Annotated in this window: 21 protein-coding genes, 1 tRNA gene and 3 pseudogenes; 9 read left to right on the forward strand and 16 right to left on the reverse strand. The window is 35.9% G+C overall.

Features of this window, described 5'->3' with window-relative positions:
- Positions 1 to 5: 5 nt before the first annotated feature.
- Positions 6 to 119 (forward strand): annotated as a pseudogene (locus AAGD70_RS07785) (winged helix-turn-helix domain-containing protein); the annotation flags it as partial.
- A gap of 219 nt (positions 120 to 338) precedes the next feature.
- Here the strand turns inward: AAGD70_RS07785 and pstB are convergent.
- Together pstB and dapB are read right to left on the reverse strand one after the other, a co-directional pair.
- Complete coding sequence (gene pstB / locus AAGD70_RS03825) at positions 339 to 1,097, reverse strand: phosphate ABC transporter ATP-binding protein PstB (protein WP_065094809.1); 759 nt, start codon at positions 1,095 to 1,097, stop codon at positions 339 to 341.
- On the reverse strand, positions 1,094 to 1,879 hold the full coding sequence (dapB, locus tag AAGD70_RS03830) for a 4-hydroxy-tetrahydrodipicolinate reductase (RefSeq protein ID WP_065094810.1): 786 nt from the start codon (positions 1,877 to 1,879) through the stop codon (positions 1,094 to 1,096). Before dapB ends, pstB begins: the two co-directional genes overlap by 4 nt.
- Before the next feature lie 91 nt (positions 1,880 to 1,970).
- Here dapB and AAGD70_RS03835 point away from each other — a divergent pair, with 91 nt between their 5' ends.
- A complete protein-coding gene (locus AAGD70_RS03835; RefSeq protein WP_341814060.1) occupies positions 1,971 to 2,249 on the forward strand; it encodes a hypothetical protein in 279 nt (92 codons plus the stop codon).
- 37 nt (positions 2,250 to 2,286) lie between these two features.
- On the opposite strand, the gene AAGD70_RS03840 is transcribed toward AAGD70_RS03835, so the two are convergent.
- The 6 genes from AAGD70_RS03840 to AAGD70_RS03865 form a co-directional block, all read right to left on the reverse strand.
- Positions 2,287 to 3,333, reverse strand: a complete 1,047-nt coding sequence (locus AAGD70_RS03840) for a Fic family protein (protein WP_065094811.1) — start codon at positions 3,331 to 3,333, stop codon at positions 2,287 to 2,289.
- A 169-nt stretch (positions 3,334 to 3,502) separates the two neighbouring features.
- Complete coding sequence (holA, locus tag AAGD70_RS03845; RefSeq protein WP_065094812.1) at positions 3,503 to 4,495, reverse strand: DNA polymerase III subunit delta; 993 nt, start codon at positions 4,493 to 4,495, stop codon at positions 3,503 to 3,505.
- Positions 4,496 to 4,500: 5 nt separating this feature from the next.
- On the reverse strand, positions 4,501 to 4,680 hold the full coding sequence (locus AAGD70_RS03850) for a hypothetical protein (protein WP_010082539.1): 180 nt from the start codon (positions 4,678 to 4,680) through the stop codon (positions 4,501 to 4,503).
- Positions 4,681 to 4,804: 124 nt separating this feature from the next.
- Positions 4,805 to 5,614: a metal ABC transporter permease gene (locus AAGD70_RS03855; protein ID WP_065094813.1), complete on the reverse strand. Its 810-nt coding sequence runs from the start codon at positions 5,612 to 5,614 to the stop codon at positions 4,805 to 4,807.
- Between the two features lies 1 nt (position 5,615).
- Positions 5,616 to 5,972: an Mth938-like domain-containing protein gene (locus tag AAGD70_RS03860; RefSeq protein ID WP_065094814.1), complete on the reverse strand. Its 357-nt coding sequence runs from the start codon at positions 5,970 to 5,972 to the stop codon at positions 5,616 to 5,618.
- A gap of 4 nt (positions 5,973 to 5,976) precedes the next feature.
- Positions 5,977 to 6,843, reverse strand: coding sequence for a 4-(cytidine 5'-diphospho)-2-C-methyl-D-erythritol kinase (locus tag AAGD70_RS03865; protein ID WP_065094815.1), 867 nt, complete (start codon positions 6,841 to 6,843; stop codon positions 5,977 to 5,979).
- 81 nt (positions 6,844 to 6,924) lie between these two features.
- Between AAGD70_RS03865 and AAGD70_RS03870 the strand changes: the two genes are divergently transcribed.
- Positions 6,925 to 10,311, forward strand: a complete 3,387-nt coding sequence (locus AAGD70_RS03870; protein ID WP_065094816.1) for a UvrD-helicase domain-containing protein — start codon at positions 6,925 to 6,927, stop codon at positions 10,309 to 10,311.
- A 133-nt stretch (positions 10,312 to 10,444) separates the two neighbouring features.
- Here the strand turns inward: AAGD70_RS03870 and AAGD70_RS03875 are convergent, their stop codons facing one another.
- The 5 genes from AAGD70_RS03875 to AAGD70_RS03895 all read right to left on the reverse strand — a co-directional run bounded on the left by AAGD70_RS03875 (position 10,445) and on the right by AAGD70_RS03895 (position 12,426).
- Positions 10,445 to 10,594, reverse strand: a complete 150-nt coding sequence (locus AAGD70_RS03875; RefSeq protein WP_156518014.1) for a hypothetical protein — start codon at positions 10,592 to 10,594, stop codon at positions 10,445 to 10,447.
- A gap of 106 nt (positions 10,595 to 10,700) precedes the next feature.
- Positions 10,701 to 11,375 carry a RadC family protein gene (radC, locus tag AAGD70_RS03880; protein ID WP_065094817.1) on the reverse strand — a complete coding sequence of 225 codons (675 nt, stop codon included), beginning with the start codon at positions 11,373 to 11,375 and terminating at the stop codon, positions 10,701 to 10,703.
- Complete coding sequence (locus AAGD70_RS03885; protein WP_065095364.1) at positions 11,350 to 11,580, reverse strand: hypothetical protein; 231 nt, start codon at positions 11,578 to 11,580, stop codon at positions 11,350 to 11,352. The genes radC and AAGD70_RS03885 overlap by 26 nt, the downstream gene beginning before the upstream one ends.
- 142 nt (positions 11,581 to 11,722) lie before the next feature.
- Complete coding sequence (locus AAGD70_RS03890) at positions 11,723 to 12,319, reverse strand: RDD family protein (RefSeq protein ID WP_065094819.1); 597 nt, start codon at positions 12,317 to 12,319, stop codon at positions 11,723 to 11,725.
- Positions 12,320 to 12,343: 24 nt separating this feature from the next.
- Positions 12,344 to 12,426, reverse strand: a tRNA-Leu gene (locus AAGD70_RS03895).
- A gap of 107 nt (positions 12,427 to 12,533) precedes the next feature.
- Between AAGD70_RS03895 and AAGD70_RS03900 the strand changes: the two genes are divergently transcribed.
- The 3 genes and pseudogenes from AAGD70_RS03900 (at position 12,534) to AAGD70_RS03910 (ending at position 16,168) form a co-directional block, all read left to right on the forward strand.
- Positions 12,534 to 13,985, forward strand: a complete 1,452-nt coding sequence (locus tag AAGD70_RS03900) for a replicative DNA helicase (protein WP_065094820.1) — start codon at positions 12,534 to 12,536, stop codon at positions 13,983 to 13,985.
- A gap of 184 nt (positions 13,986 to 14,169) precedes the next feature.
- Positions 14,170 to 14,994, forward strand: a pseudogene (locus AAGD70_RS03905) (IS5-like element ISWpi1 family transposase).
- Positions 14,995 to 15,082: 88 nt separating this feature from the next.
- Positions 15,083 to 16,168: a hypothetical protein gene (locus tag AAGD70_RS03910; protein WP_341814061.1), complete on the forward strand. Its 1,086-nt coding sequence runs from the start codon at positions 15,083 to 15,085 to the stop codon at positions 16,166 to 16,168.
- A gap of 73 nt (positions 16,169 to 16,241) precedes the next feature.
- Here AAGD70_RS03910 and metG read toward each other — a convergent pair whose 3' ends face one another.
- On the reverse strand, positions 16,242 to 17,879 hold the full coding sequence (metG, locus tag AAGD70_RS03915) for a methionine--tRNA ligase (RefSeq protein WP_065095055.1): 1,638 nt from the start codon (positions 17,877 to 17,879) through the stop codon (positions 16,242 to 16,244).
- A gap of 157 nt (positions 17,880 to 18,036) precedes the next feature.
- Between metG and AAGD70_RS03920 the strand changes: the two genes are divergently transcribed.
- Positions 18,037 to 18,459, forward strand: a complete 423-nt coding sequence (locus tag AAGD70_RS03920; protein WP_245611072.1) for a TrbC/VirB2 family protein — start codon at positions 18,037 to 18,039, stop codon at positions 18,457 to 18,459.
- Between the two features lie 11 nt (positions 18,460 to 18,470).
- Here AAGD70_RS03920 and ubiG read toward each other — a convergent pair whose 3' ends face one another.
- The gene (gene ubiG, locus AAGD70_RS03925) at positions 18,471 to 19,646 is read right to left on the reverse strand and encodes a bifunctional 2-polyprenyl-6-hydroxyphenol methylase/3-demethylubiquinol 3-O-methyltransferase UbiG (protein ID WP_065095057.1); all 1,176 of its coding nucleotides are present in this window, start codon (positions 19,644 to 19,646) and stop codon (positions 18,471 to 18,473) included.
- 164 nt (positions 19,647 to 19,810) lie between these two features.
- Here ubiG and AAGD70_RS03930 point away from each other — a divergent pair.
- Positions 19,811 to 19,864: pseudogene (locus AAGD70_RS03930) on the forward strand (WPE palindromic element domain-containing protein); the annotation flags it as partial.
- Positions 19,865 to 20,121: 257 nt separating this feature from the next.
- Here AAGD70_RS03930 and AAGD70_RS07790 read toward each other — a convergent pair.
- A complete protein-coding gene (locus AAGD70_RS07790; protein WP_410541898.1) occupies positions 20,122 to 20,304 on the reverse strand; it encodes a hypothetical protein in 183 nt (60 codons plus the stop codon).
- 214 nt (positions 20,305 to 20,518) lie between these two features.
- Between AAGD70_RS07790 and dnaG the strand changes: the two genes are divergently transcribed.
- Positions 20,519 to 22,258 (forward strand): DNA primase, encoded by a 1,740-nt coding sequence (gene dnaG / locus AAGD70_RS03945; protein ID WP_065095058.1) that lies wholly within the window; start codon positions 20,519 to 20,521, stop codon positions 22,256 to 22,258.
- The last annotated feature ends 107 nt before the right edge of the window (positions 22,259 to 22,365 follow it).

Below are 22,365 nucleotides of genomic sequence, written 5' to 3' on the forward strand. Positions count from 1 at the left end.
CCTCTACTATAAAAGAAATGAAAATAAGAATTCAAGAAAAGTTTGGTTTGAATATCAGCAAATCTACAGTACACCGTAATATGCAAAGAATGAAATTCTCATATATCACATCAAGACCACGCAGCATAATGGTCTGTTCTAGGCTGTTGGCTAGACTTTGCCTAAGTTGGATTTTCACCAACTGTATTCTAAACGCTTACTTGGCGCACCCATAACAAAAATGCCTGAAAAACGTTAATAATTATACACTATTATTAATAATTATTCAATTATATTTTTAAGTATTACAATTTTTGAAGCTAATGGATTTAATCGCAAAGCCATAGGATGACAGAAATTTAATGATCCAGGATATACTCCTTTGTTAAGGGAGATTGAGCATTTTCGAATATTTCTTGAGTGCTTCCAGACTCAACAATTCTGCCATTATGAAAGAAAATTACACTATCAGATAACTTTTTAGCTTGCTTCATTGAATGAGTCACCATAATTATAGTAAATCTTAATTTCAGCTCTTGTATAAGATTTTCGATTGCATTGGTTGCCATTGGATCAAGAGCAGAGCACGGTTCATCCATTAATAAAATAGTTGGCTTCACTGCAATTGCGCGAGCGATGCATAGCCTCTGTTGTTGGCCACCGGATAAATTGAGTGCGCTATCTTGCAATCTGTCCTTCAATTCTTCCCATAAACCAACCTTGGTTAAACTATTTTCCACCATCTCATTCAATTTTTGCTTATCCTTCGCCATACCATGCAATTTTGGCCCATAAGCAACATTATCATATATTGATTTTGGAAAAGGATTTGGCTTTTGAAATACCATACCAACTTTTGCTCTAAGTAGTACAACATCCATATCGCGTGAATATATATCACCCAGCCCATCGATATCTAATTCACCAACAGTTTTGCAACCTGGTACATAGTCATTCATACGATTAAAACAACGCAAAAATGTTGATTTACCGCACCCGGATGGTCCGATAAAAGTAGTAACTTTTCTTTTATAAATATTCAAATTTATATCGAATAAAACTTGCTTAGAGCCGTACCAGAGATTTAAATCTTTAACAGAGGCACGTGTATTGCTCATATCACATCCTGCATTGAATAGAGCCCCGGAATTTCTCTTTTATTTTCGTATAGCCATACTGCTGCTTGAACAGCTCCTCTAGCAAATGTTGTGCGATCAATTGCTTTGTGGTTTAGTTCTATCCGTTCATCAGAATTAACAAACATCACGCTGTGATCTCCTATTACTCCACCTCCACGAGATACTGCAAAACCTATTCCCCCCTTTTTCCTTATGTTTGAACCACTATGTAAATATTGATTGGACTGAAAATCCACTTTTGAAGCGTTAGCAATTGTTTTGCCAAGTTCTATAGCTGTTCCAGATGGTGAATCCTTTTTTAAGTTATGATGCATTTCCCAAATCTCAACGTCATATTCATTACCTAAAAGCTCAGCAGCTTTTTTTACCAATTTCAGCAACACATTAACCCCAACACTCATATTTGCTGACCACAATATTGGAACTTCAGCAGCATACTCTTTTAAATCGACACCTTCTATTCCAGTTGTGCCACTAACCAGCGGTGTTTTAAATTTTACAGCTGCTTTAAGGCAGTCTAACATACATTCTTTAGTTGTAAAATCTATTACAACGTCGGATAACTCAAATACGTCACTGATAGAACTTGTAACCTTGATTCCTAGATTGGCTATAATTGGTCCAATATCTGAATCTATGTACTTACTGCCTGAACGGGCAACAGCACCTGCTATTTCCACTTTGGTATTTGTAATTAATTCATTGAGTATTTTCTTGCCCATTTTGCCTAAGCAGCCTATTACTCCAACTCTGATTTTCATAAAGCTTTCTAGCGTTTATTAAGAATATTAGGCCTTTTTTTAAGCTCTGTCACTTCTGATCTATATTCTATAGCTGTACGAACACTGCAATTTGGGTCTACCAGATCCCAGTGCCTTGACCACAACTATTGCAATATGGTACATAGTGAACGATGTCATTCCAGTCTGGAATCTAGCCTTTCTGCAATCTCATCGAAAACGTTTTTCTATGCTAGTTTGCTTGCTTACAAGCAAACTTTTCTGGATCCCAGTGTCTGGGCACTGGGATGACAGGAGAAGGTACTGGGATGACAAGAATAGGGCACTGGGATCTAGTGGGCTCAAACTACAATGTTTGTACAGCTGTGATCTATATTCTATAGCTGAATAATTTAACAATTCAAAATGAATACATATCCTATTGAGCTCTATATTACATACCAGGTTGCTTTGCCTTTTCCATGCTGAGTGATGTGATTACTCTTTACGAGATTAGATACGTGCTTCTTTAAGGTATTGCAGTTTGCTTTAGTAATATTTTCCAAATCCTTAATTGTAAGACGTCCATGTTTGCTGAGTAGTGCTAATACTTTAGCAGAAAGTGGTGGTAAATAGAGATTTAACACTTTTTCATGTGACACCTTTTGTTCAAGATGAAATTTTTGCTTTTGTAGTGACCTTAAAAAGAATATAAGCCATGGATTAAAATCATAGCTGCTCGTCTTCAAGGATTGTTGAGTACGACGTAAAGCTAAGTAATAACTCTCCTTGTTACCTTCAATTACACTTTCAAGAGAGCTGTAAGGTACGTATGTATACCCTAACTTTAGCAGTAAGAAAGTTGTAAGAATACGTGATAACCTTCCATTTCCATCTTGAAAGGGGTGGATAGCCAAAAAAGTAACTATAAAGATGCCAATAATTAATAGAGGGTGTAACGATTTCACCTCTAATTGCTGGCTAGTCCAATAAATAAGTTCTTGCATTTGTGTTGCTGTCTCAAATGGAGAGGCTGTTTCAAAAACTATGCCCAAGCTTTTTCCAGATTCATCAAACGCTTCAACATGATTGGGGAATTTTTTATATTCTCCCATGTGCCTTTGATCTTTATATGAAAATTGTAAAAGCCAGATGTGAAACTGTTTTATAGTGTTTTCTGTAAATGGCATCTTGTTAAAGTTTTGAAATACTTCTTCACACACATACGCATATCCAGCTATTTCTCGTTCATCTAGAGAACGAAATGAGCGTGTATCAAGTTTGGATAGTAATTGCTCAACTTCACGGTCTGATAATCTTGCCCCTTCAATACGAGTAGAAGAACCGATACTTTCAATTGCTGCGATTTTTTTGAGCATTTGTAAACGTTCTGGAGCTAAATTACCAAACAATTGCCATGCTCCTTTAAATTCATCAATTTCAGCAACTAATTTTAACATTTCAGGTGTTATTACAATTTTTGAAATGTCAAACATATCTGTATTTTTATCTAGTTATATTCAATTATATTCGAAAATATCCTATTAGCAAAGAATACTTGTGAGACACACACTAAAGAATGAATTTTGGTAGGCATAAAAGCAGCTATTTTATGTTAAAATACAACATTTTGATGAAATTATAAGAAAGGCTGGATCCGAGTAGTCAGCTACCCGTCAGTGCATGTTGAAAAATCATTTTATGATCTAAATCAGTTTTTTTACAGGTAACTTCTAAGCTTATCAATTTTTCCAAGATCTTCTTAAGTTCTGAAAGTTGCAAACTTTTCAAATGAGATTTAAAACTCTGCAATTGTTTAAAAAACAATGGAGGGCATAGCTGATCAATCGCAGCCTGCTCACTCATTCCACCTTGCACTGACAGCAAAACGGTTTCAAGGCGTAGGAAATAATTTGATATAATGCGAATTAGTGCTATCGGTGAAAAATTTTCTTGCGATATCAATGCATCAGAAATTCTAATGAAGCGCGACATATCTTTACTTGCTATGGCAGAGCATAAATCATCAAGTGTAGCATAGTCATTGCCGGAAGTTGAAAAGCATAATTCTATATCAGTAAGTTTTAGGTCTTTTCTCTCCCCTAAGTACAAAACTAACTTCTCAAGTTCTGAACATATAGGCAGCTTTCTATGGTTAAAATAAGACTGCAAATGATGAATTATCTCATTTGTGCATTTTATATCATTTTGTTTTAAGTAACTTGATATAATATCATAAAGATTGCTGTTGCTGTCTTTATAGCAAGCAATTACACCAAAAATTTTTGAACTCTCCATATAACTTTTGGTTGCAGAATTGTGTGGAAGATCAGTTGCTGTCATCATTACATAATGACCACTTGCGTTATAATCCAACACGTTTTTTAACTCTTTGGATATACCTCCACTCACATTTATCAGCTTAATTAATTTTTTGCTGGTAAACATCGAAATGTTTGCCAATTCAGAAAACAGTAAACCGGGTGACTTATTCACTATTGCAAAATCCATCACCTGAACTGAATACTCATCCAAACTGGCAATTATTTCTTGTACATAAAAATCAACCCTACTGTTATCACTTCCATGAATTAACACACCACTTAAAGCATCAGGTTTCTCTAGGAATCTTTTAACTTTGGATGGTGTAACCCTCATGCCACCTATATGATATCATTCTCATTTGACTGTACATGAGTATCCAAAGACTCTGAGTCTCCTTGTGCAATATTATGCACATCACCTGCTACATCATCTGACTCTTCTGTTTTTCCTGTAATATAATTATAAAATTTTTTCACAGGTTGAGATATATATTTGGAAAAAAATCCTTCTTCGCTCATATTGCTTACTCCATAAAACTAACAACTTATCATTAGCACATAAACAATAATATAGCAAATTGTGCTAAGATAGTGATGTTTTATAATGAGTATATTACAAAATTATTAACATTCGAGATTAAAATTAAGCCAACCTGCTTAATACTAGCCTTATAAAATAAGCGATAATTAAATATACGGCTGCAACAAGTATAATTGCAGGTCCAGTTAACAAATCAAAACTTGCAGATAACATGAGACCTGATATCCCAGAGATTACAGAAAAAACTGTTGCAACAATAATCATCTCCATTGGAGTTTTCGAAATGAGCCTTGCAGATGCTGCTGGTATTAGCAAAAATGCAGCAATGAGTAATATTCCTATTAATTGGGCAGCAATTGCTATAAATATAGCAAGAGTGATTAAAAATTCTAGTCTAACAAAGGTAACATTAATTTTTTCAACTACTGCTAAATCTTGATTAATTGAAATCATTAACCAATAACGCCATCTAAATATTAATATCAAAGTAACTACTGCAGAGGTTAAAAAAATCAATACTATATCACTTTGATCGAGCGTTAATATATCACCAAACAGTGAGCTAATAATACTATTATTGCCAGATGGAAGAAAAGACATAAGTATTAAACTCGATGATAAAACTACATTGGTAACAATGTTCAATATCGTATCAGCAGAATATAATCTGTTAAAATTAAGAGAAAGTAGTATAGCAAATGTAATTGCAATGAGCATTATGCTAAGCGATGGGCTAATCTTAAAGATCAAAGCAAGTGCAATACCAAGCAATGAAGAATGGGACAAACTATCACCAAGATAAGATAACCTTTGCCATATCATAAACGATCCTAAAGCGCCTGTTACTAGGCTAATTACGACTACTGCAACTAGACTGTTGATGAAAAAATCCTGGGTAAACATTTCAAACATGCTATATGGCTATTAGATAACTGACAACAAATCTATCTTCGGATATCAGAATATTATGGGTTCTGCATGCAGAACCTGTTGTCATAAATTCAAAATTTAAACCTTTTTGTTCCATAAGATAGGACTTCACTGAAGAACTTAGTATATTGCGTGTTTTACCAGTACCTATTATCAAAATTTCTATTTCCTCTGTTAAAAAAGATTTAAAATGTTCCTTGCTATTTATATCACTTTCTTTCAATTTAATCACCTTTTCAGGAAAAATTATAATTGAGCCATAATATTCTTGATTGTTTACCAAAAATTTTCCTTCCCTGTAACCATTTATAAGATTTTTATTCTCGGAAATTAAGGGCATAAAGTCAAACTATTAATTGAGTGTCACATACCCACCATTCTGGTTGCTTTTTTCCGATATTAACTGCAGCAGCTTTTGCATTTTCCTCACTATCGAATATTCCAAAACATGCTACACCACTGCCTGACATGCGAGAAAGTATAGAGCCTTCTTGTGACTCAAGTGTTGATATCACATCCTTAATTTCAGGTACAAGGCTTATTGCTATTTCTTGAAGATCGTTTCTCGTCTCTTTAAGAAACTTCAACAAATCCTTTTCAGCGTCATCGCTCCATTTAATTGGCTCAGAAAATTTTCCTTCATGTTTGGAAAATACCTCTGGTGTACTCAAAAACTTTTTTTTCGGTTTCACAAGCACCACATTCGTGGGTAAAGAGAACTTTTTTATGTGGCACAATTCTTCACCAATACCTCTAACAAAAACAGGCTTGCTATCTACACTTGCGGGAACATCAGCGCCAACGTTTAAGGCTATTTCATTTAAAATCGTCCTATCAATCTTCCACAGCTTCCCTAGCGTACGTACCACAGCTCCAGCATCTGAGGATCCGCTACCAAGTCCTGCAGCAATTGGTATGTTTTTTACAACCTTTACAGTGACTTTAGTGCGTACAGGAGCATGCCTAAGCAGCAGATTAACCGCTTTCATTACAGTGTTATATTGGTTATTTATTTTAGACTCGGAGTTTATAAATTCAACTGTAGAGTTATCGTATCTAGAATCCTTCTCACCTACTTTTATTTCCAAAAAATTAGAGAGATTAGCAAAGACAAATAAACCTTCAATCAAGTGATACCCTGTTTCTTTTTTGTCTACAACATGCAAAAAAAGATTGATTTTTGCAGGCGCCTTTACACAAAAACTTTTCATTATATATCTTCACTAAGATTATTTTTACATTATATGTATAATGCTATTCTAGTCAACTTTTATAAGGTTTTCGCACTTCTGATGAGATCAAATGCCATAAATCCTAATTTCTCTGTGTGGGTAAATGCATCTGCTGGTACAGGCAAAACAAAAATCTTAATAGACAGGGTATTGAGACTTTTATTAGAAAACAAAAGAAATATTCTCTGCTTAACGTTCACCAATGCTGCAGCAAACGAGATGGAGAATCGCATTCACAGCATACTCAGTAAGTGGGCAATATGTTCAGATAGTGTGTTGGCAGCAGATCTAGAACAACTAGATTTCTTTCCGATGTCATTCCAGCGCGTGACGCTGGAATCCAGTAAAAAAAAAGAATGGATCCCAGTGTCAAGCACTGGGATGACAAAGGAGAGTGCTGGGATAACGGAGGGATCCAGAAAAAATGAAGCACTTGATCGTCACTTAACAAGAGCAAGAAGGCTTTTCTCTGAACTGGAAAATCTTGGTCTAACTATACAAACCATACACGCTTTCTGTTACAAATTAATCTCCAGCTTTCCTATAGAAGCTGGCATTGCTCCAAATTGCACGCTGAGTGAATGTAAAGAATTACATTCCATCATATTCAATAAAGTGCTTCATAACGAAACTGTGCAGGATGATATCAACCTTATTGCAACTGAAATTGATGAAAATAAACTACGCGATTTGCTTTATACTTTATGTATAAAAAGATCGATATCAGCAAATGATTCGAAATATATCAAAGATAAATTGAGCGCCCCAGATGAAATTCATGACTTACAGAGTGAAACAATTGAGCACGTGGAAAGACTAGCCGAGATATTAAGTGAAGGCAGTAAAAGAGATCAGAGTTATAGTGCAATACTTTATTCTACTGTCATTCCAGTGCTTGACACTGGAATCCAGAAAAAAAGAACCAGTGTCAGCTACTCGGATGACACCGGAATAAAGTGGAATGACACCAAAATAGAAAACCTAGCCAAGGTATTTCTAAAATCAGAATCGCACGAAAAAAAGAGCATATCATCCATTGCAACAAAAAGTATTTTGGAGAAATTTAGAGATGCAGAGCAAATAATAGAGAGCGTTCAGAATGTAGTATTTACCCATATAAGAGACATGAACTCTTATCAAATATTCAAGAGAACCAGTAGCTTACTTGGTGTATTTAAAGTATATGTTGATTTATATAATAGTGAAAAATCAAAAAATGCACTGCTTGACTACAATGATATAATCAACTTAGCAACAAATCTTCTCAGCAATCCAAACTATAAAGATTGGATATTGTTTAACTTGGATCAAAAAATAGATCACATCCTTGTTGACGAGGCACAAGACAATAGCATCAGCCAGTGGAAAATTATAACAAATCTCTGCGATGAATTTTTTGCCGGTGATGATGAAAAGCGAACCTTATTTGTAGTTGGTGACGTAAAACAATCCATATACAGATTTCAAGGAGCAAATCCCCATCTATTCAACTATATGCAACAATACTTTCATACGAAAACTGGTGGTAGAGATTGGATATCATGCCAACTTGAAAAGTCATTTCGTTCAACTCCAGAAGTTTTGATGCTTGTAGATAGAATATTTAATAACTTCCGCGCAGAAATATCTTTTAATGATAATGAAATAAAACATGTTCCACATAGAGAAAATGACCAAGGATATATTGAAATTTGGCCAGCGTTACCAAGGCGCAAAGAGAAAGAACAGCAAGCTTTACAAATTCCTCTGACATGCAAGGAAGGTTATACAATAGCAGATCGATTACTTGCTCAAACAATAGCTAACAGAATTCACAATTGGTTAAACGAAGGGCGGATTTTAGTCGCTAAAGATCGCCATATAGAACCAAGAGACATTATGGTTCTGGTACGACAACGAAACGTATTAGTTGATTACATAATAAGCGAACTTAAAAAAGCAAACGTGCCAGTTGTAGGCCGGGATTATTTTAGAATTATGGACTATATAGCCGTGCAGGACTTAATAGCTTTGGCCGAATTTTTACTCCTCCAGGCAAATGATTTAGCTCTTGCAAATGCTTTAAGATCACCGCTATTTAATTTCACCGAGGATGATTTATTTAACATTGCATACGACCATAAAGAGCATTCACTATGGGAAAGAATTCAGGATTATTCTGTGGTTATCTATAGTGAATTAAACTATCTCATTAACTTATCTCGCACAGAATCCCCTCTCGCATTATTCACGCATATACTGCGCACAGGTAAGAAGAAATTTGCTGCAAGGCTAGGTCTTGAGTGCTTCGAGGTTCTAGACGAATTTATGAACCTTGTGTTGCAATTTGAAAATCCATCTCTTCAAGCATTTGTTCAATGGATCAAGGAGAATAATCCGGAGATTAAGAATGATATGCAATCAGAACGCAATGCTGTGCGAATAATGACAATTCATAAATCAAAAGGTCTGCAAGCTCCCATAGTATTTTTGGTTGATACAAACACAGTGCCAAGAAACAGTGAAAGCATTATCTTTGATGGAACAGAAGTGCCATTTTGGTGTGGAAAAAACAACAACGCTTATTGTGATCAAGTAAAAAGAGAGAAAAAACTAGAGGATTATAATGAATATTTGCGTTTATTATACGTAGCACTCACACGTGCTGAAGATGAGTTATACATCTTAAGTAAAGAGCCAGTGCAAAAGGGCTCTTGGTATGATCTAATCACTCAGTATGGAGAACCATATGAAAAGAAACAAAGGGGTTTACAGCCAATATTTAAAGAAAAAGTTGAAGTGCTATGTGTGAATGCAAACTACCCTTATATTTATAAAAAACGTGATTATTTTGATATTCCGGTCATTTCGCTTCCGCCAAACCTATCAATGTCATTCCAGCGCCCTCTTTCGTCATTCCAACATCCTTCCTTGTCATCCCAGCGTCCTCCCCTGTCATCCCAGTGCTTGACACTTGGATCCAGTAAAAAAGAAGGAAAATCAGCATCAGCTACTTGGATGACAGATGGTTATACAAGAGGCCTGATCATTCACAGCATATTACAATATATGCCCAAGATAGAAAAAGAAAGGAGAAAAAATTGGGTCAGAAAATATCTTGACAATATAAACACCAGTGAAGATAAGGATGAAATTTACAGTAAAATATTGGCCTTTAATGAAAAATATGGCTATTTGTTTGACTTGGAAGGCAAATCAGAGATTACACTGAGTGGAACAATTGATGGCAAGTCAGTATTAGTACGACTAGATAGGCTATGCATAACGCAAGATAAAGCAATCATAATTGACTACAAATCACACCGTAACGTTTCTGTTTCCTTATTAAATGAAATAAAAAAACAGATGTTAATCTATAAAACCTTAGTACAAGAAATATATCCAAACAAGCAAGTAGAGTGTGTGGTTATTTGGGTGGAAGATTTAACTCTGCAATCTGACTTTTGATGAAACTTGATTGCAAGAGTGCGGTAAAAGAATCTATAGCTAAAGTCATTCTGGTTTAGCAACCAATTTAAAAAACGACAAATTCGTCATTCCAGTGCCTTCTTCTCCTGTTATTCCAGTGCCCTCTTTCTTGTCATCCCAGTGCGTGACACTGGGATCCAGAAAACTTAATTGCAAGTAATACATTGAGTTTGGTGAGTATGGGTTTTGCGTTATAGAATGAAGCACTTTTGGTGAATTTGTAAAGAAAACTGGATTCCAGTGTCAAGTACTGGAATGACAAGTTCTCGGCAACCCCTACGTCATCCCGTCACGGTATCTCTTAGCCGCTAACACGTAGCGGAATGACGATTGTCGGTAAATCTAAGTTACTGTAGCTATAAAGGCTTTCACAACAACCTATTTTCCTTGAAACTAAAATAGCTACTGAATGTAATAATAATGTGATCTATTAATTCTATTCCTATACTTTGGCAAGCTTCTGCTAGTTGTCTAGTGAGAGATATATCGCTATTTGAAGGTTGTGTATCTCCGCTTGGATGATTGTGAGATATTACAATGGATGTTGAACCAATCAAAAGTGCGCGCTTGATGATCTCTCTGACATAAAGAGGAGTTTGATCTACTGTACCAATATTTTGCAGGTCTTCCGCTATTAGACGATACTTCTTATTCATGTAGATGACGCGAAAATTTTCCTTATTGAGGCTTCCTATACTTATTCTTAAATAATCAAGCAATTTTTCCCAGTTATCGATTACAGGCAGGTTTTTTATTTCTTCTCTTGCAGAACGAACAAAGGCTTGTTTTACACAAAAGATGGCAGATATCGCTGCATTGCTGACACCATCAACGTTTTGCAGCGCTTCCAGGTCAGCATTAAAAACTTTATTTAAGCTGCCAAAACTTTCTATCAAACTCTTTGCCACCGGTTTTACATCAATTCTACTATATGCTGAATATAAAATGTGCTCTAAAACTTCATAATCAAGTAATGATTGTCCATTATCTAAAATAATTTTCTCTCTTAGGCGCTTTCTATGCCCCTTTTTGTAATTTTTCATCATCAATGAATTGCTTATCTCTTGTATAATAAGAAATTAGATTTTTAAGTAAAATATTTAATAAAGCGCATGACGCACAATTGTAAGAACATTCATTTTTAAAGACAGCAAATGGTGTCATGAAAGTAGCTGAGACACTGTCCTCCTTTGTCATCAGAGTAGCTGACACTGGTTCCTTTACGACGGCAGTGCCCAGAGGTGTCATCCCAGTGCGTGCACATAGTGCAAAAAATTAAAAATAAGACGCCAATACGTAATACTGTTGTCGTTTAATCTGCACAGATTGAAGATAAATGAATACCTTCAGTATCATGATAAAGGGGCTGGCGAAGGGTGTCAAGTAGTTTTTAGCTCTGCTTTCCAAGGCTTTTACTCGTGACAACCACTGTGCCTGCGATCTTATCATGCCAAGTTTGACAGCGTTTGTTGAAATTTGACCATAAAAAGCCCAAGAATAATGGTGCAACTGATAGTATGAGGGAAAAAAATCTCTTGGTTGCTTGCCTTAAAGTCATTTTTCCGAAGGTTTGTGCATCCACAACTCTGAGCCCAAATAATAGTTTTCCAGGTGTAGTAGCAAACTTTACCCACATATATATTACATAGCAAAAGAGCATAATAAACTGGACTATTTGATTTAGGATCAGTAACTTAATGAGTCTACTCTGCGTTACTGTTTCCTCTGTAGATAATGGCACTTGCATTTCATATTTCGCGGCAATTTGGCTTAATATTTTGCTATCCTCTGAGTTCATAAAGAGCTGATTTAAGGCTTGGCCGCAAAACTGCAAGAACAAAACGATAATAATCAAATCAAGCAATACTGATATATAGCGCCTGAGGCCCGTTACATAACATATTCCATTTTCGTCTTTCTTTACCTTTTGAATAACATTTATAGAAGAAAAAATAGAGAATAAACGATTAAAAAATTTATGTAACATATATATGCTTTCCAATATTTAACGTGCCCCTGGCCGGACTTGAACCAGCATGCTTTTGCAAGCAACAGATTTTGAGTCTGCCGTGTCTACCATTCCACCACAGGGGCCTTAAGGTTTAATGCTATAGGTAGCACAAAATTAGTCAAATTTTATATGTCTTTCAAATCAAAACTAAATATTCTACAATAATCAACAGTTACTCTCAAAACTTAAAATGAATGAATTAGCTAGTCTCCTCAGTTCAAGAAGTGTAGACAAGGAAATATGTAAATTACCGCATAATCTAGAAGCTGAACAGATGCTTATTGGTGCAATGATTCGTGATAATAGAATCTGTGATGCAGTTGAAGATACAATTACGGCAGAGAATTTCTATGATCCATTACATCAGAGTATCTTTACGCAAATATCCAAAACCAGGAAACACGGTATAGTTGCCAATGAACTAAGCCTCAAAATGTTTTTTGAGAACGACCAAGCGTTTACCGAATGTGGTGGGGTAGAGTACTTAGCAAAGCTTGCAGCGAAGGCAAGTATTGCGCTTGATATCTATAGTTTGACTAAAATAATCCGTGATACTTACTTAAGGAGATGTTTAATTAAGCTCGGGCAAGAAATAGTTGGTGATAGCTACAACTACGATATTGAAAATCCTGCACAGGCGCAAATTGAACAAGCAATGACAAAATTGTTCAATTTGGCAGTAAAAAAACAAGGTGAGAAAACATATATAAAACTTGCAAGTTCAATTAAAGATGTAGTTGAGAAGATCAGCACACTGAAAAATAATCCAGAAGCGCTAGGCGTTACAACCGGACTTCAAGATCTAAATCAGCTTCTTGGTGGTCTACAAAAATCTGATTTATTAATTTTAGCTGCAAGGCCTTCTATGGGTAAAACAGCATTGGCGCTAAACATCGCACTTAATGCTTGTAAGATGTTGCAAAAAAGAGCAGATAAGCAACACTATGTAGCGTTTTTCTCGCTCGAAATGTCAGCAGAGCAATTAACTGCAAGGCTGATCACTATAGATTCAGGGATTAGTTATTATAAGGCATTAACCGGGAGAATTAGTGATTTTGAATTGCATGAATTTATCAATACTAGTACAGAATTATCTGAACTGCCTTTCATCATAGATGACACCCCTGCGCTATCAATTAGTGCCCTTCGCACCAGAATACGCTTGCTGTATCAATTATATAATGTAGAAGTGGTATTCATTGATTATTTGCAGCTAATCAGAGGAACAACAAAAAGGAGTAATGAAAATAGAGTGCAAGAAATCTCGGAAGTGACGCAGGGTTTGAAAGCAATTGCAAAGGAGCTAAATATTCCCATTGTTGCACTATCTCAGCTCTCTCGTTCTGTTGAGCAGAGGGATGATAAAAAACCACAACTTTCTGATTTACGTGATTCAGGGAGCATAGAGCAAGACGCAGATATAGTAATGTTTCTCTATAGAGAAGAGTATTATGAACTAAGAAAACAGCCAAATGAAGGAAACAATAAACATCGGGAATGGCAAGAGAAAATGGAAAAAATTAGAAACATTGCAGAGCTCATTATTGCAAAGCAGAGAAATGGACCAATTGGCAGTGTGAAGCTATATTTTGACTCTAACAGAGGTGCATTTAAAGATTACACGGAAAGGCATAGTTCATAGCTTGGCAGCAATCTTCTTGTTCCCAAGTTTATCAATTATTTTTTTTATGTAAAGATAGCTTGACAACTTCTTAAAAATCCTTTTATAATGGTATTATATTTTATAATACGTGAGATGATGAATAAGAGGTTGTCCGGAAACAAGTAAAAGGCTATAATATCTGAAATTTTAGTACGGGGTAAAGATGAGAAAAAAGTATCCAACAGATCTAAGCGAAAGGGAATGGGCAAGAATAGAAAAACACTTCAGAGTATCATACAAGAAAGGAGGAAGGCCGCCAAAGTATAGCAAAAGAGAAATATTAGAAGCAATTTTCTATGTATTGCGTACAGGGTGTCAATGGCGGTATTTACCAAATGATTTTCCGCTATGGAAGACTGTGTATGAGCAGTTCAGGCAATGGAAGAAGCAGGGAATTTTTGAGAAAATGAATTATGAAATATAGTAGAAGAAAAATAGGAAGGAATGAGCAGCCGAGTGCCTGTATAGTAGATAGTCAATCTGTAAAGACTACAGAAAAGGGGGGATCAAAGGCTATGATGGAAGTAAAAAAGTAAAGGGTAGAAAAAGGCATATAATTACAGACACTCAGGGTTTTATACTAGGTTGTTACGTAGGCGCTGCTAACGAAAATGATAGAGATGGTATTAAAATAGCATTAAACAATATGAGAACAAAATATACTAAAGTTAAAAAAATGTGGGCTGACATGGGATACCAAGGAAGAAATTTAAAGAATCACATAAAGGAAGAATATGACATAGATATTGAAATTGTTAAAAGGCCTCCATGTAGATTTTGGGTGCACAAAGATACGCCACCTGAGCTACTACCAACAAGAGAACAAGGGTTTAAAGTACAGCCAAGAAGATGGGTTGTAGAAAGGACTTTTGCTTGGGTTAATAGGAATAGAAGGCTATCGAAGGAGTATGATTTACTCACAACATCCACTGAGAATTTCATATACCTAGCTATGAGTAGGGTTATGTTAAAGAGGGAATATGCTTGAATTTACTTGTTTCCGGACAACCTCTAAAAACAATGTACCCTATTATATAGCTGGAACTCTGGCTACTTTCACTTTATTAGCATCTGGAGTGTTTGCTGCAGCTCCTTATATTGGTTTCTTAGCTCCAGTTGCAGCATTAAGTGTTGGCTTGCCATTTATTATTGGTTATGCTGTGTTTTCTGTTGTAACTATTGCACTTTCGTATAAAGCAATTAGTGAGAACAAAACAAATTCTGAGTTAAAAAATAAAATGAAAGCTCAAGAGCAAACAATTTCTGGGCAAAAAACTCAACTAGCTAAAAAAGAAGCGGAAGTAAAAGCTAAAGAGGAAGAAAATTCTAAGTTAAAAAATAAAGTAGAAGCTCAAGAGGAAGAAAATTCTAAGTTAAAAGATCAAGTACGCACTCAAAAGCAGAAAAGTTCTGAGCAAAAAACTCAACTAGCTGAAAAAAATAAAAAGATAGAAGAAGACAAATTAAAAGTGGCAATTGCTGATGGCACTGTTCAGCTTGCAAAAGGAACAGTTAATAGCGCTGTTTGGTTTGCAAAAGAAGCAGTTAATGGTGTCTTGTATTCTGGCAAATATGCTTACGATAATTATGTGCCATCAACTGAGTCTACAAAAGGAACACTTAGTGGTATTGGAGGTGGCTTGAAAAATACTTATGATGCGTCAATTGCATCTGTAAGAGGAGCACTTAACAGCGTTGGAAGCAGCTTGTACAGTAGGATTTATGGTACTAAGGTTTCTAGTCCGGAAGAGCAGTTTAAGCGTGAAGATGGATCTAAACCTAGCATGCAAGAACTAACTCGTTTGGATTATTTAAATCTTGAGGTTCTTTCCAGTGAGCAAAAGCAACGAGCTAATAGTTTGGATTATTTAAATATTGATAACGTTCCTAAGCAACCTGATCATTTAAATGTTGATGCTGCTAAAAGTTATTTAATGAGTCTTTCTGAGGATCAGGATGTATTTTATGATGCAGAATCTGGTGATGAAAAAGGTACTGAGATTTCTAGCCCAGAAAGTCAGCCAACTAAAGAAGAAAATGGTCAAGGCTGGTTTGCATGGAGCCTAGGAAAGGTTAAGTCGGCAATGACTGAAGTAGTAGTGATAGATGCTGATGTTACTAAACCATATTTTGCTAAAGTAACTAAGGCACTTGCCACCTAACTTGAATATGTAGACAGCGGTGTGCACCGTTGTTAACTAAAGATAATCCCATCCAGGAGAAATAGTTTTTACACTATTTCTCCTCTTTAGCATCAACCCTCAAAAAAACCGGCGTAGGTTTAGGCAATGTTATGCCTGAACTTACGCACGCGTCGCACAAAGATTTTAAATCTCGTTGTTCTTTCGGAATTTGCAGTTGATTTAGTATCATCTCTGCTGACTTGGGAACGATTGGCTGCAATAAAATGCCTATTATCCTGATATATTCCAGTAACTTGTAAATTACTAAATTCATGCGCTCTCTGTCAGTTTTGCTTAGTGTCCAGGGTGCACTTTTGTCTATGTAGGCATTTGCTTCAGAAGAGATGTTGATGATTAGAAGTATGATATGGTTAAATTCATACTTTGATAGGTGATTCATCACTTGATCGAGTATAGCTTTGCAACCTGGAAGACTTTCTTCACCTTTAAGTAGGCTTTGATCGATTGTTGGTACAATTCCAGAACATTGCTTGTGTAAAAATGAAATTGTTCTTTGTACTAAATTGCCTATGTTGTTTGCCAGTTCTGAATTTATCCGGCTGATCATATTTTTCTTACTAAAGTTGCCATCCTGACCGAAGCTTGCTTCCCGAAGGAGAAAATAGCGTAGCTGATCAACACCAAACTCTTGAGCGAGGCCAATTGGATCTATGACATTACCAAGGGACTTGGATATTTTCTCTCCCTCGTTCAACCACCAACCATGAACTGCAATTTGTTTTGGCAGTGGCAGGTCTGCTGCAAGGAGAATCGCTGGCCAATATACAGCATGAAAGCGCAATATGTCTTTACCGATTACATGAACGTTGAAAGAGTTGTCAGCTAGGTTTGCAGCGCTTGACACTGGAATCTGCGTTTTCCCTTGGTTTGGTGTCATTCCAGTGCTTGACACTGGAATCTGTGTTTCTGGTTCTGCCCAAAACCTCTTATATTCCTCACCTTCAGTACTAGGGAAACCTATTGATGTAAGATAATTGGTTAATGCATCTATCCAGACATAGATTACGTGTTTGTCATTACCTGGTACTTTTATTCCCCAGTTAAAACTAGTGCGAGAGATTGAGAGGTCAATGAGCCCTGATCTTACAAACGATATCACTTCATTTCTTCTGCTCTCAGGAAAGATAAAACTTGGCTGATTTTTATAGAGTTCCAGTAATTTGTCTTGCCAGTTTGACAAGCGAAAAAAGTAGCTCTCTTCTTTTATCCACTGAACTTCTGCGCCTGTTGGTGCTTTGCCATCTATCAGCTCTGATTCCTGATAAAATGCTTCATCACGAACTGAATACCAACCCGAATAGGAATCCAAATATATTTGCCCTCTCTCTTCAAGTCTATTCCATAAAGCTATAACTGCTTTTTTGTGACGTTCCTCCGTAGTGCGAATAAAATCGTCATACTCAAAATTCATGAACTTAGCCAATTCTTTAAATGAAACGCTCACTTCATCTGTAAATTCTTTTGGCTGCATTTCCTTTGCTTTAGCTGCTTTTTCTATTTTTTGTCCATGTTCATCTGTACCGGTGGTAAATTTGACATTTTTCCCAGCTAGTTTCATGAACCTTGCCACCACGTCACACAAGAGAGAAGTGTATGCATGACCAATATGCGGCTTATCGTTTACGTAATATACTGGCGTGGTGATGTAAAAGTTCTCGAATTGTTCCATGGTTTAGCATTTTGATAAAAATCAACTGAGTTAATTATAGTATTAAAAAGGCAGTAATAAATAAATATTGATTGGGTTAAGCATAATTTTTGAAAAAAGCTATTTACTGAAATTTTATTAAAATAAGAAACAATCAGGCATGATTATTGAAAGAACAATGAGAAATTTTCTTGTAATTCTATTTATAGTTTTCTATGCATTTGATGCACACGCTGATGGAGCAACAGATGTAATGTGTAATGTAATAGGTTACGTTCATAGAATAGGTGGACCAATGATTACAGTGGTAATAATTGGTTCAAGCTTACTTGCAATATTTGGCAGAATGCCTTGGCCTGCACTTTTCGCACTGGGTATGTTTGTTGCTGTGTTTTTTGGTGCTCCTCAAATTGTAACAAAGGTAACAGAAAAAGAAGTTTGTTGTCTTTTTAAAGGTCAAACCTTGGAGAATGGAAAGTGTGTTGCTGCTCCTGGATATGAACGTGTAGGTACAGGTTATGCTTGTCGTTCCGGTTGGGCGCTAACTAATAAAGGCTACTGTATAAAAGCTGGCCAAGATCCTTCAAAGTATTGGAAGTGAAAATGGTGCTTTTATAGAGTTAAATCTAACAAACCGCAGAGTATATAATTAACATCCACGCCTTTAGTTAGATTCCACTCACGCTTTATTACGTTGTACTCCATGCCAGCCATGTTTTGCAGCGTTACATTATTTTCTCTTAAGTGATTTGCAATTTCTGACGGCTTGAGAAATTTATTCCAGTTATGTGTACCTTTTGGCAGCCAATTTAATATGTACTCTGCACCAATTATTGCAAGACAAAAGGATTTAATAGTTCTATTTATTGTGGATATAAAGATTAACCCCTCCGGTTTTAGCAGTTCTATCGCTTTTTTCATGAAAAGCTCTAAATTATCCACATGTTCAACTACTTCCATCAGCAGAACCACGTCGTACTTCTTGTCATTGCTTAGCTCTTCAATGCTGGTGTGTATATATTCTATATTTAACCCTACTTTTTTCGCATGTGAATGCGCTACTTTTATGTTTTCTTCACATACATCTATTCCCACAACGTTAATGCCAACGCGTGCCATTGACTCTGACAAAATGCCACCACCACACCCGACATCAAGCAATGATAATTCTTTTAAATTGCATTTTTTTAACTCTTTTATTTTCTCAATAATGTAAGATACTCTAACAGGATTCATCATGTGCAATGGTTTGAATTTGCCGTTCTCATCCCACCACTGGCCTGCCATTTTAGCGAATTTTGATATTTCATCTTCGTTATAAGTTTTTGTTTTTTTTTTCTTAGAGGTTATATTGCTGAGTTTATCAAGGCGTTTTTTATGTCTGCTTTCTTTTGAAAATTCTGTTTCGAGGAATTGTTTGACTATGTCTTTTGCTAATCCACTCGCAGTAAATCCTGCACCAAGACACAGTACATTTGCGTTGCCATGCTCGCGAGCTAATTTTGCGATTTCAACACTATTACACAAAGCAGCGTAGATTCCTTCAAAACGATTTGCCACAGTACTCATGCCCAAACCTGTACCACAAATTAATATCCCATAATTTGCTTTTTTGCTTGTTATATCTTCTACAACTTTAACAGCATAGTCTGGATAATCCACGCACTTTTGCTGAGCAGTGCAGCCTTGATCTACCACTCTATAACCTAGGGTTTCCAGGTAAGGTTTTATTTCTGATTTTAATTCATAACCAGCATGATCTGAAGCAATTGATATTACATCTAACATATAAGAAATAAGGACATTTTATATGGGTTTGAACTTTCTGTCAAGTCATTCAATGCTTCTGATCTTTTGGGAGTTCTAAAGCTATAGCTAAGGTTTTCCTACGTCATACCGCAATTCATTCCACAACTGTACGAACGTTGCGATTTGAGTCCACCAAGGAAGGGCCAGTGCCCAGACACTGGGATCCAGAAAACTTAATTTTAAATAAGTACACCAGATAGCTGTATAATAAGAACTGGATTCCAGTGTCACGCACTGGAATGACATCATTTATTATGCAACATCGTGTCACATTGCAACGTTCGTACAGTTGTGGAATGAATCGCGGTATGACGGTTAAGTAGGGTGTCATCCCAGTGCCCAGACACTGGGATCCAGGAAAATTGATTGTAAACGAGCAAACATTTTCGATAAAATTACCGAAAAGCTGGATTCCAGTGTCACGCACTGGAATGACATCATTTATTATGCAACATCATGTCACATTGCAACGTTCGTACAGTTGTGGAATGAATCGCGGTATGACGGTTAAGTAGGGTGTCATCCCAGTGCCCAGACACTGGGATCCAGGAAAATTGATTGTAAACGAGCAAACATTTTCGATAAAATTACCGAAAAGCTGGATTCCAGTGAGTGTCAAGCACTGGAATGACACCATTCGCTGTACAGTTTACCTTTAAAAATGAATGTTCGTACAGTTATGAATTCATTCGCGGTATCTCAGCATAGATTCCGCTAACATGCAGCGGAATGACGAGTTCATAGCTTACCAAATTATCGGTAAATCTGAATTGCTTTAGTTATAGAAATAAATTTCGAGTCAGATGTGTATAAATTCTATATAATTTTTATCCTACTACTAATTTAACAAGATGGATCACATAGATATTATAAAATCAAAATTATTATTATCCGACATAGTAGGTAAAAAAGTCAGATTAATAAAAAGAGGAGATAGTTTTGTTGGGCTCTGTCCATTCCATAACGAAAAAACCCCATCTTTTTCGGTGAGCAATACTAAGGGGTTATATTACTGTTTTGGTTGTTCAGCCAGTGGTGATGCATTTGAATTTATTTCACAAACTGAAGGATTAAGCTTTAAAGAAGCATTGGAAAAATTAGCATCGGTTACAGGTGTTGAACTGCCCAAAAGTCTTAGTATTACAAAAGAGGACAATAAACTATTTTTAGCGCTTGATTTAGCTGCAAATTGGTTTGCACAAAAAAATCAAGGTGTTGTAGATTATTTAAAGCAGCGTAAGATTTCACCTAAAATCATAGATAAATTTAAGATAGGTTATGCACCAAGCTCTGGTTTGAAAGAGTATTTAAACTCTTCAGGTATTGAAGACAAAATTTTAATTGATATTGGATTAGTAAACAAAAATTTTCGTGATTATTTTTATGACCGGCTGATATTTCCTATACAGAGCATTGCAGGAAGAGTTATTGGTTTTGGCGGACGTGCGCTGAGCTTTGAGCAACAGCCAAAATATTTAAACAGCCCAGAGAGTCAGCTCTTCAAGAAGAGGGAGAATTTATACGGGTTAAACTTTGCTTTAAGCGAAATACGTAAAAAACAGCACATATTTGTTGTTGAAGGATATATGGACACTATAGCGCTACATCAAGCGGGAATTAGTAATGCAGTTGCTCCGCTTGGTACCGCAATTTCTGCAGAACAGATAAAAAATCTATGGAGATTTGCTAAAGAAATCTCCATCTGTATGGATGGCGATAGTGCTGGACGTCATGCTGCTACCCGAGTTGCAGAACTTGCTCTGCCAATATTAGAGCCTGGATACACGTTAAAGTTTGTGACTTTGCCGAGTAATAAAGATCCATACGATATATGTAACGAACTGGAATACAAGAAAGAAGACGTGTTGACTGCTCTTGACCATTCAACAAAACTGCATTCTGAATATTTATGGCATCACATAATCGATAGCAATTTGCAAAATTATGAAAAACTGGCTCCGGAAAAATATTCAATTCTTGAGCACAAGTTCATGGAATATGTAAATACTATTAGCAACAGCAGTATTAGAAGGTATTACAGAGATTATTTTTACAATAAGGCTAGTGAACTAAGAAGTAGCTTCAAAAAACAGATTTTTAATAGTAAAACTAGAGCAACAAAAGGTGAGTATCTTCATAATAAATCTCCAGAGCTAATTGAAGCAGAGCAAAATCAGGCCGTAATTTTGCGTATAGCCGTAGAATTTCCTGAAATCTTGAACCGTCCTATATTTTTTGAGCAATTTTCTCATTTTGAATTTACTAATGAGATGAAAAAATTACAACAGCGTGTAATTGATGTAATAAGTAACAAAAGCAAACTCGATAAAGAGCAAGAATTGAAGCAGTCTAACGTTATAAAGTATGTATTTGAAAAAACTAGTGTACTAAATAGCCAACTGAACAAGAGAAAATCTGCAGAAATTGTGTGGAATAATATAGTGTTACTAAAAGAGTTAAATGCATTACGAAAAGAAAGAACCGAAGCGAGGCTGAGCGGTAATCTTGACTTAGAGGAAAGGTTGATAGAACAAATAAAGCAAATAGAAAGCAGTATACAAGAAATGCAAATGGAGTTTATTGAAAAGTAGATATCATCTCGTTAGTCAACAAGAAAATTACAAAATAAGACAATATTTTACATAAGATTGAAATTTTTAACTAATTAAGCCTTCCTCTAACAGCTTTGCCCTGTAGT

This window comes from Wolbachia endosymbiont (group A) of Nomada flava (assembly GCF_964027055.1).
GTDB classification, from domain to species: domain Bacteria; phylum Pseudomonadota; class Alphaproteobacteria; order Rickettsiales; family Anaplasmataceae; genus Wolbachia; species Wolbachia pipientis.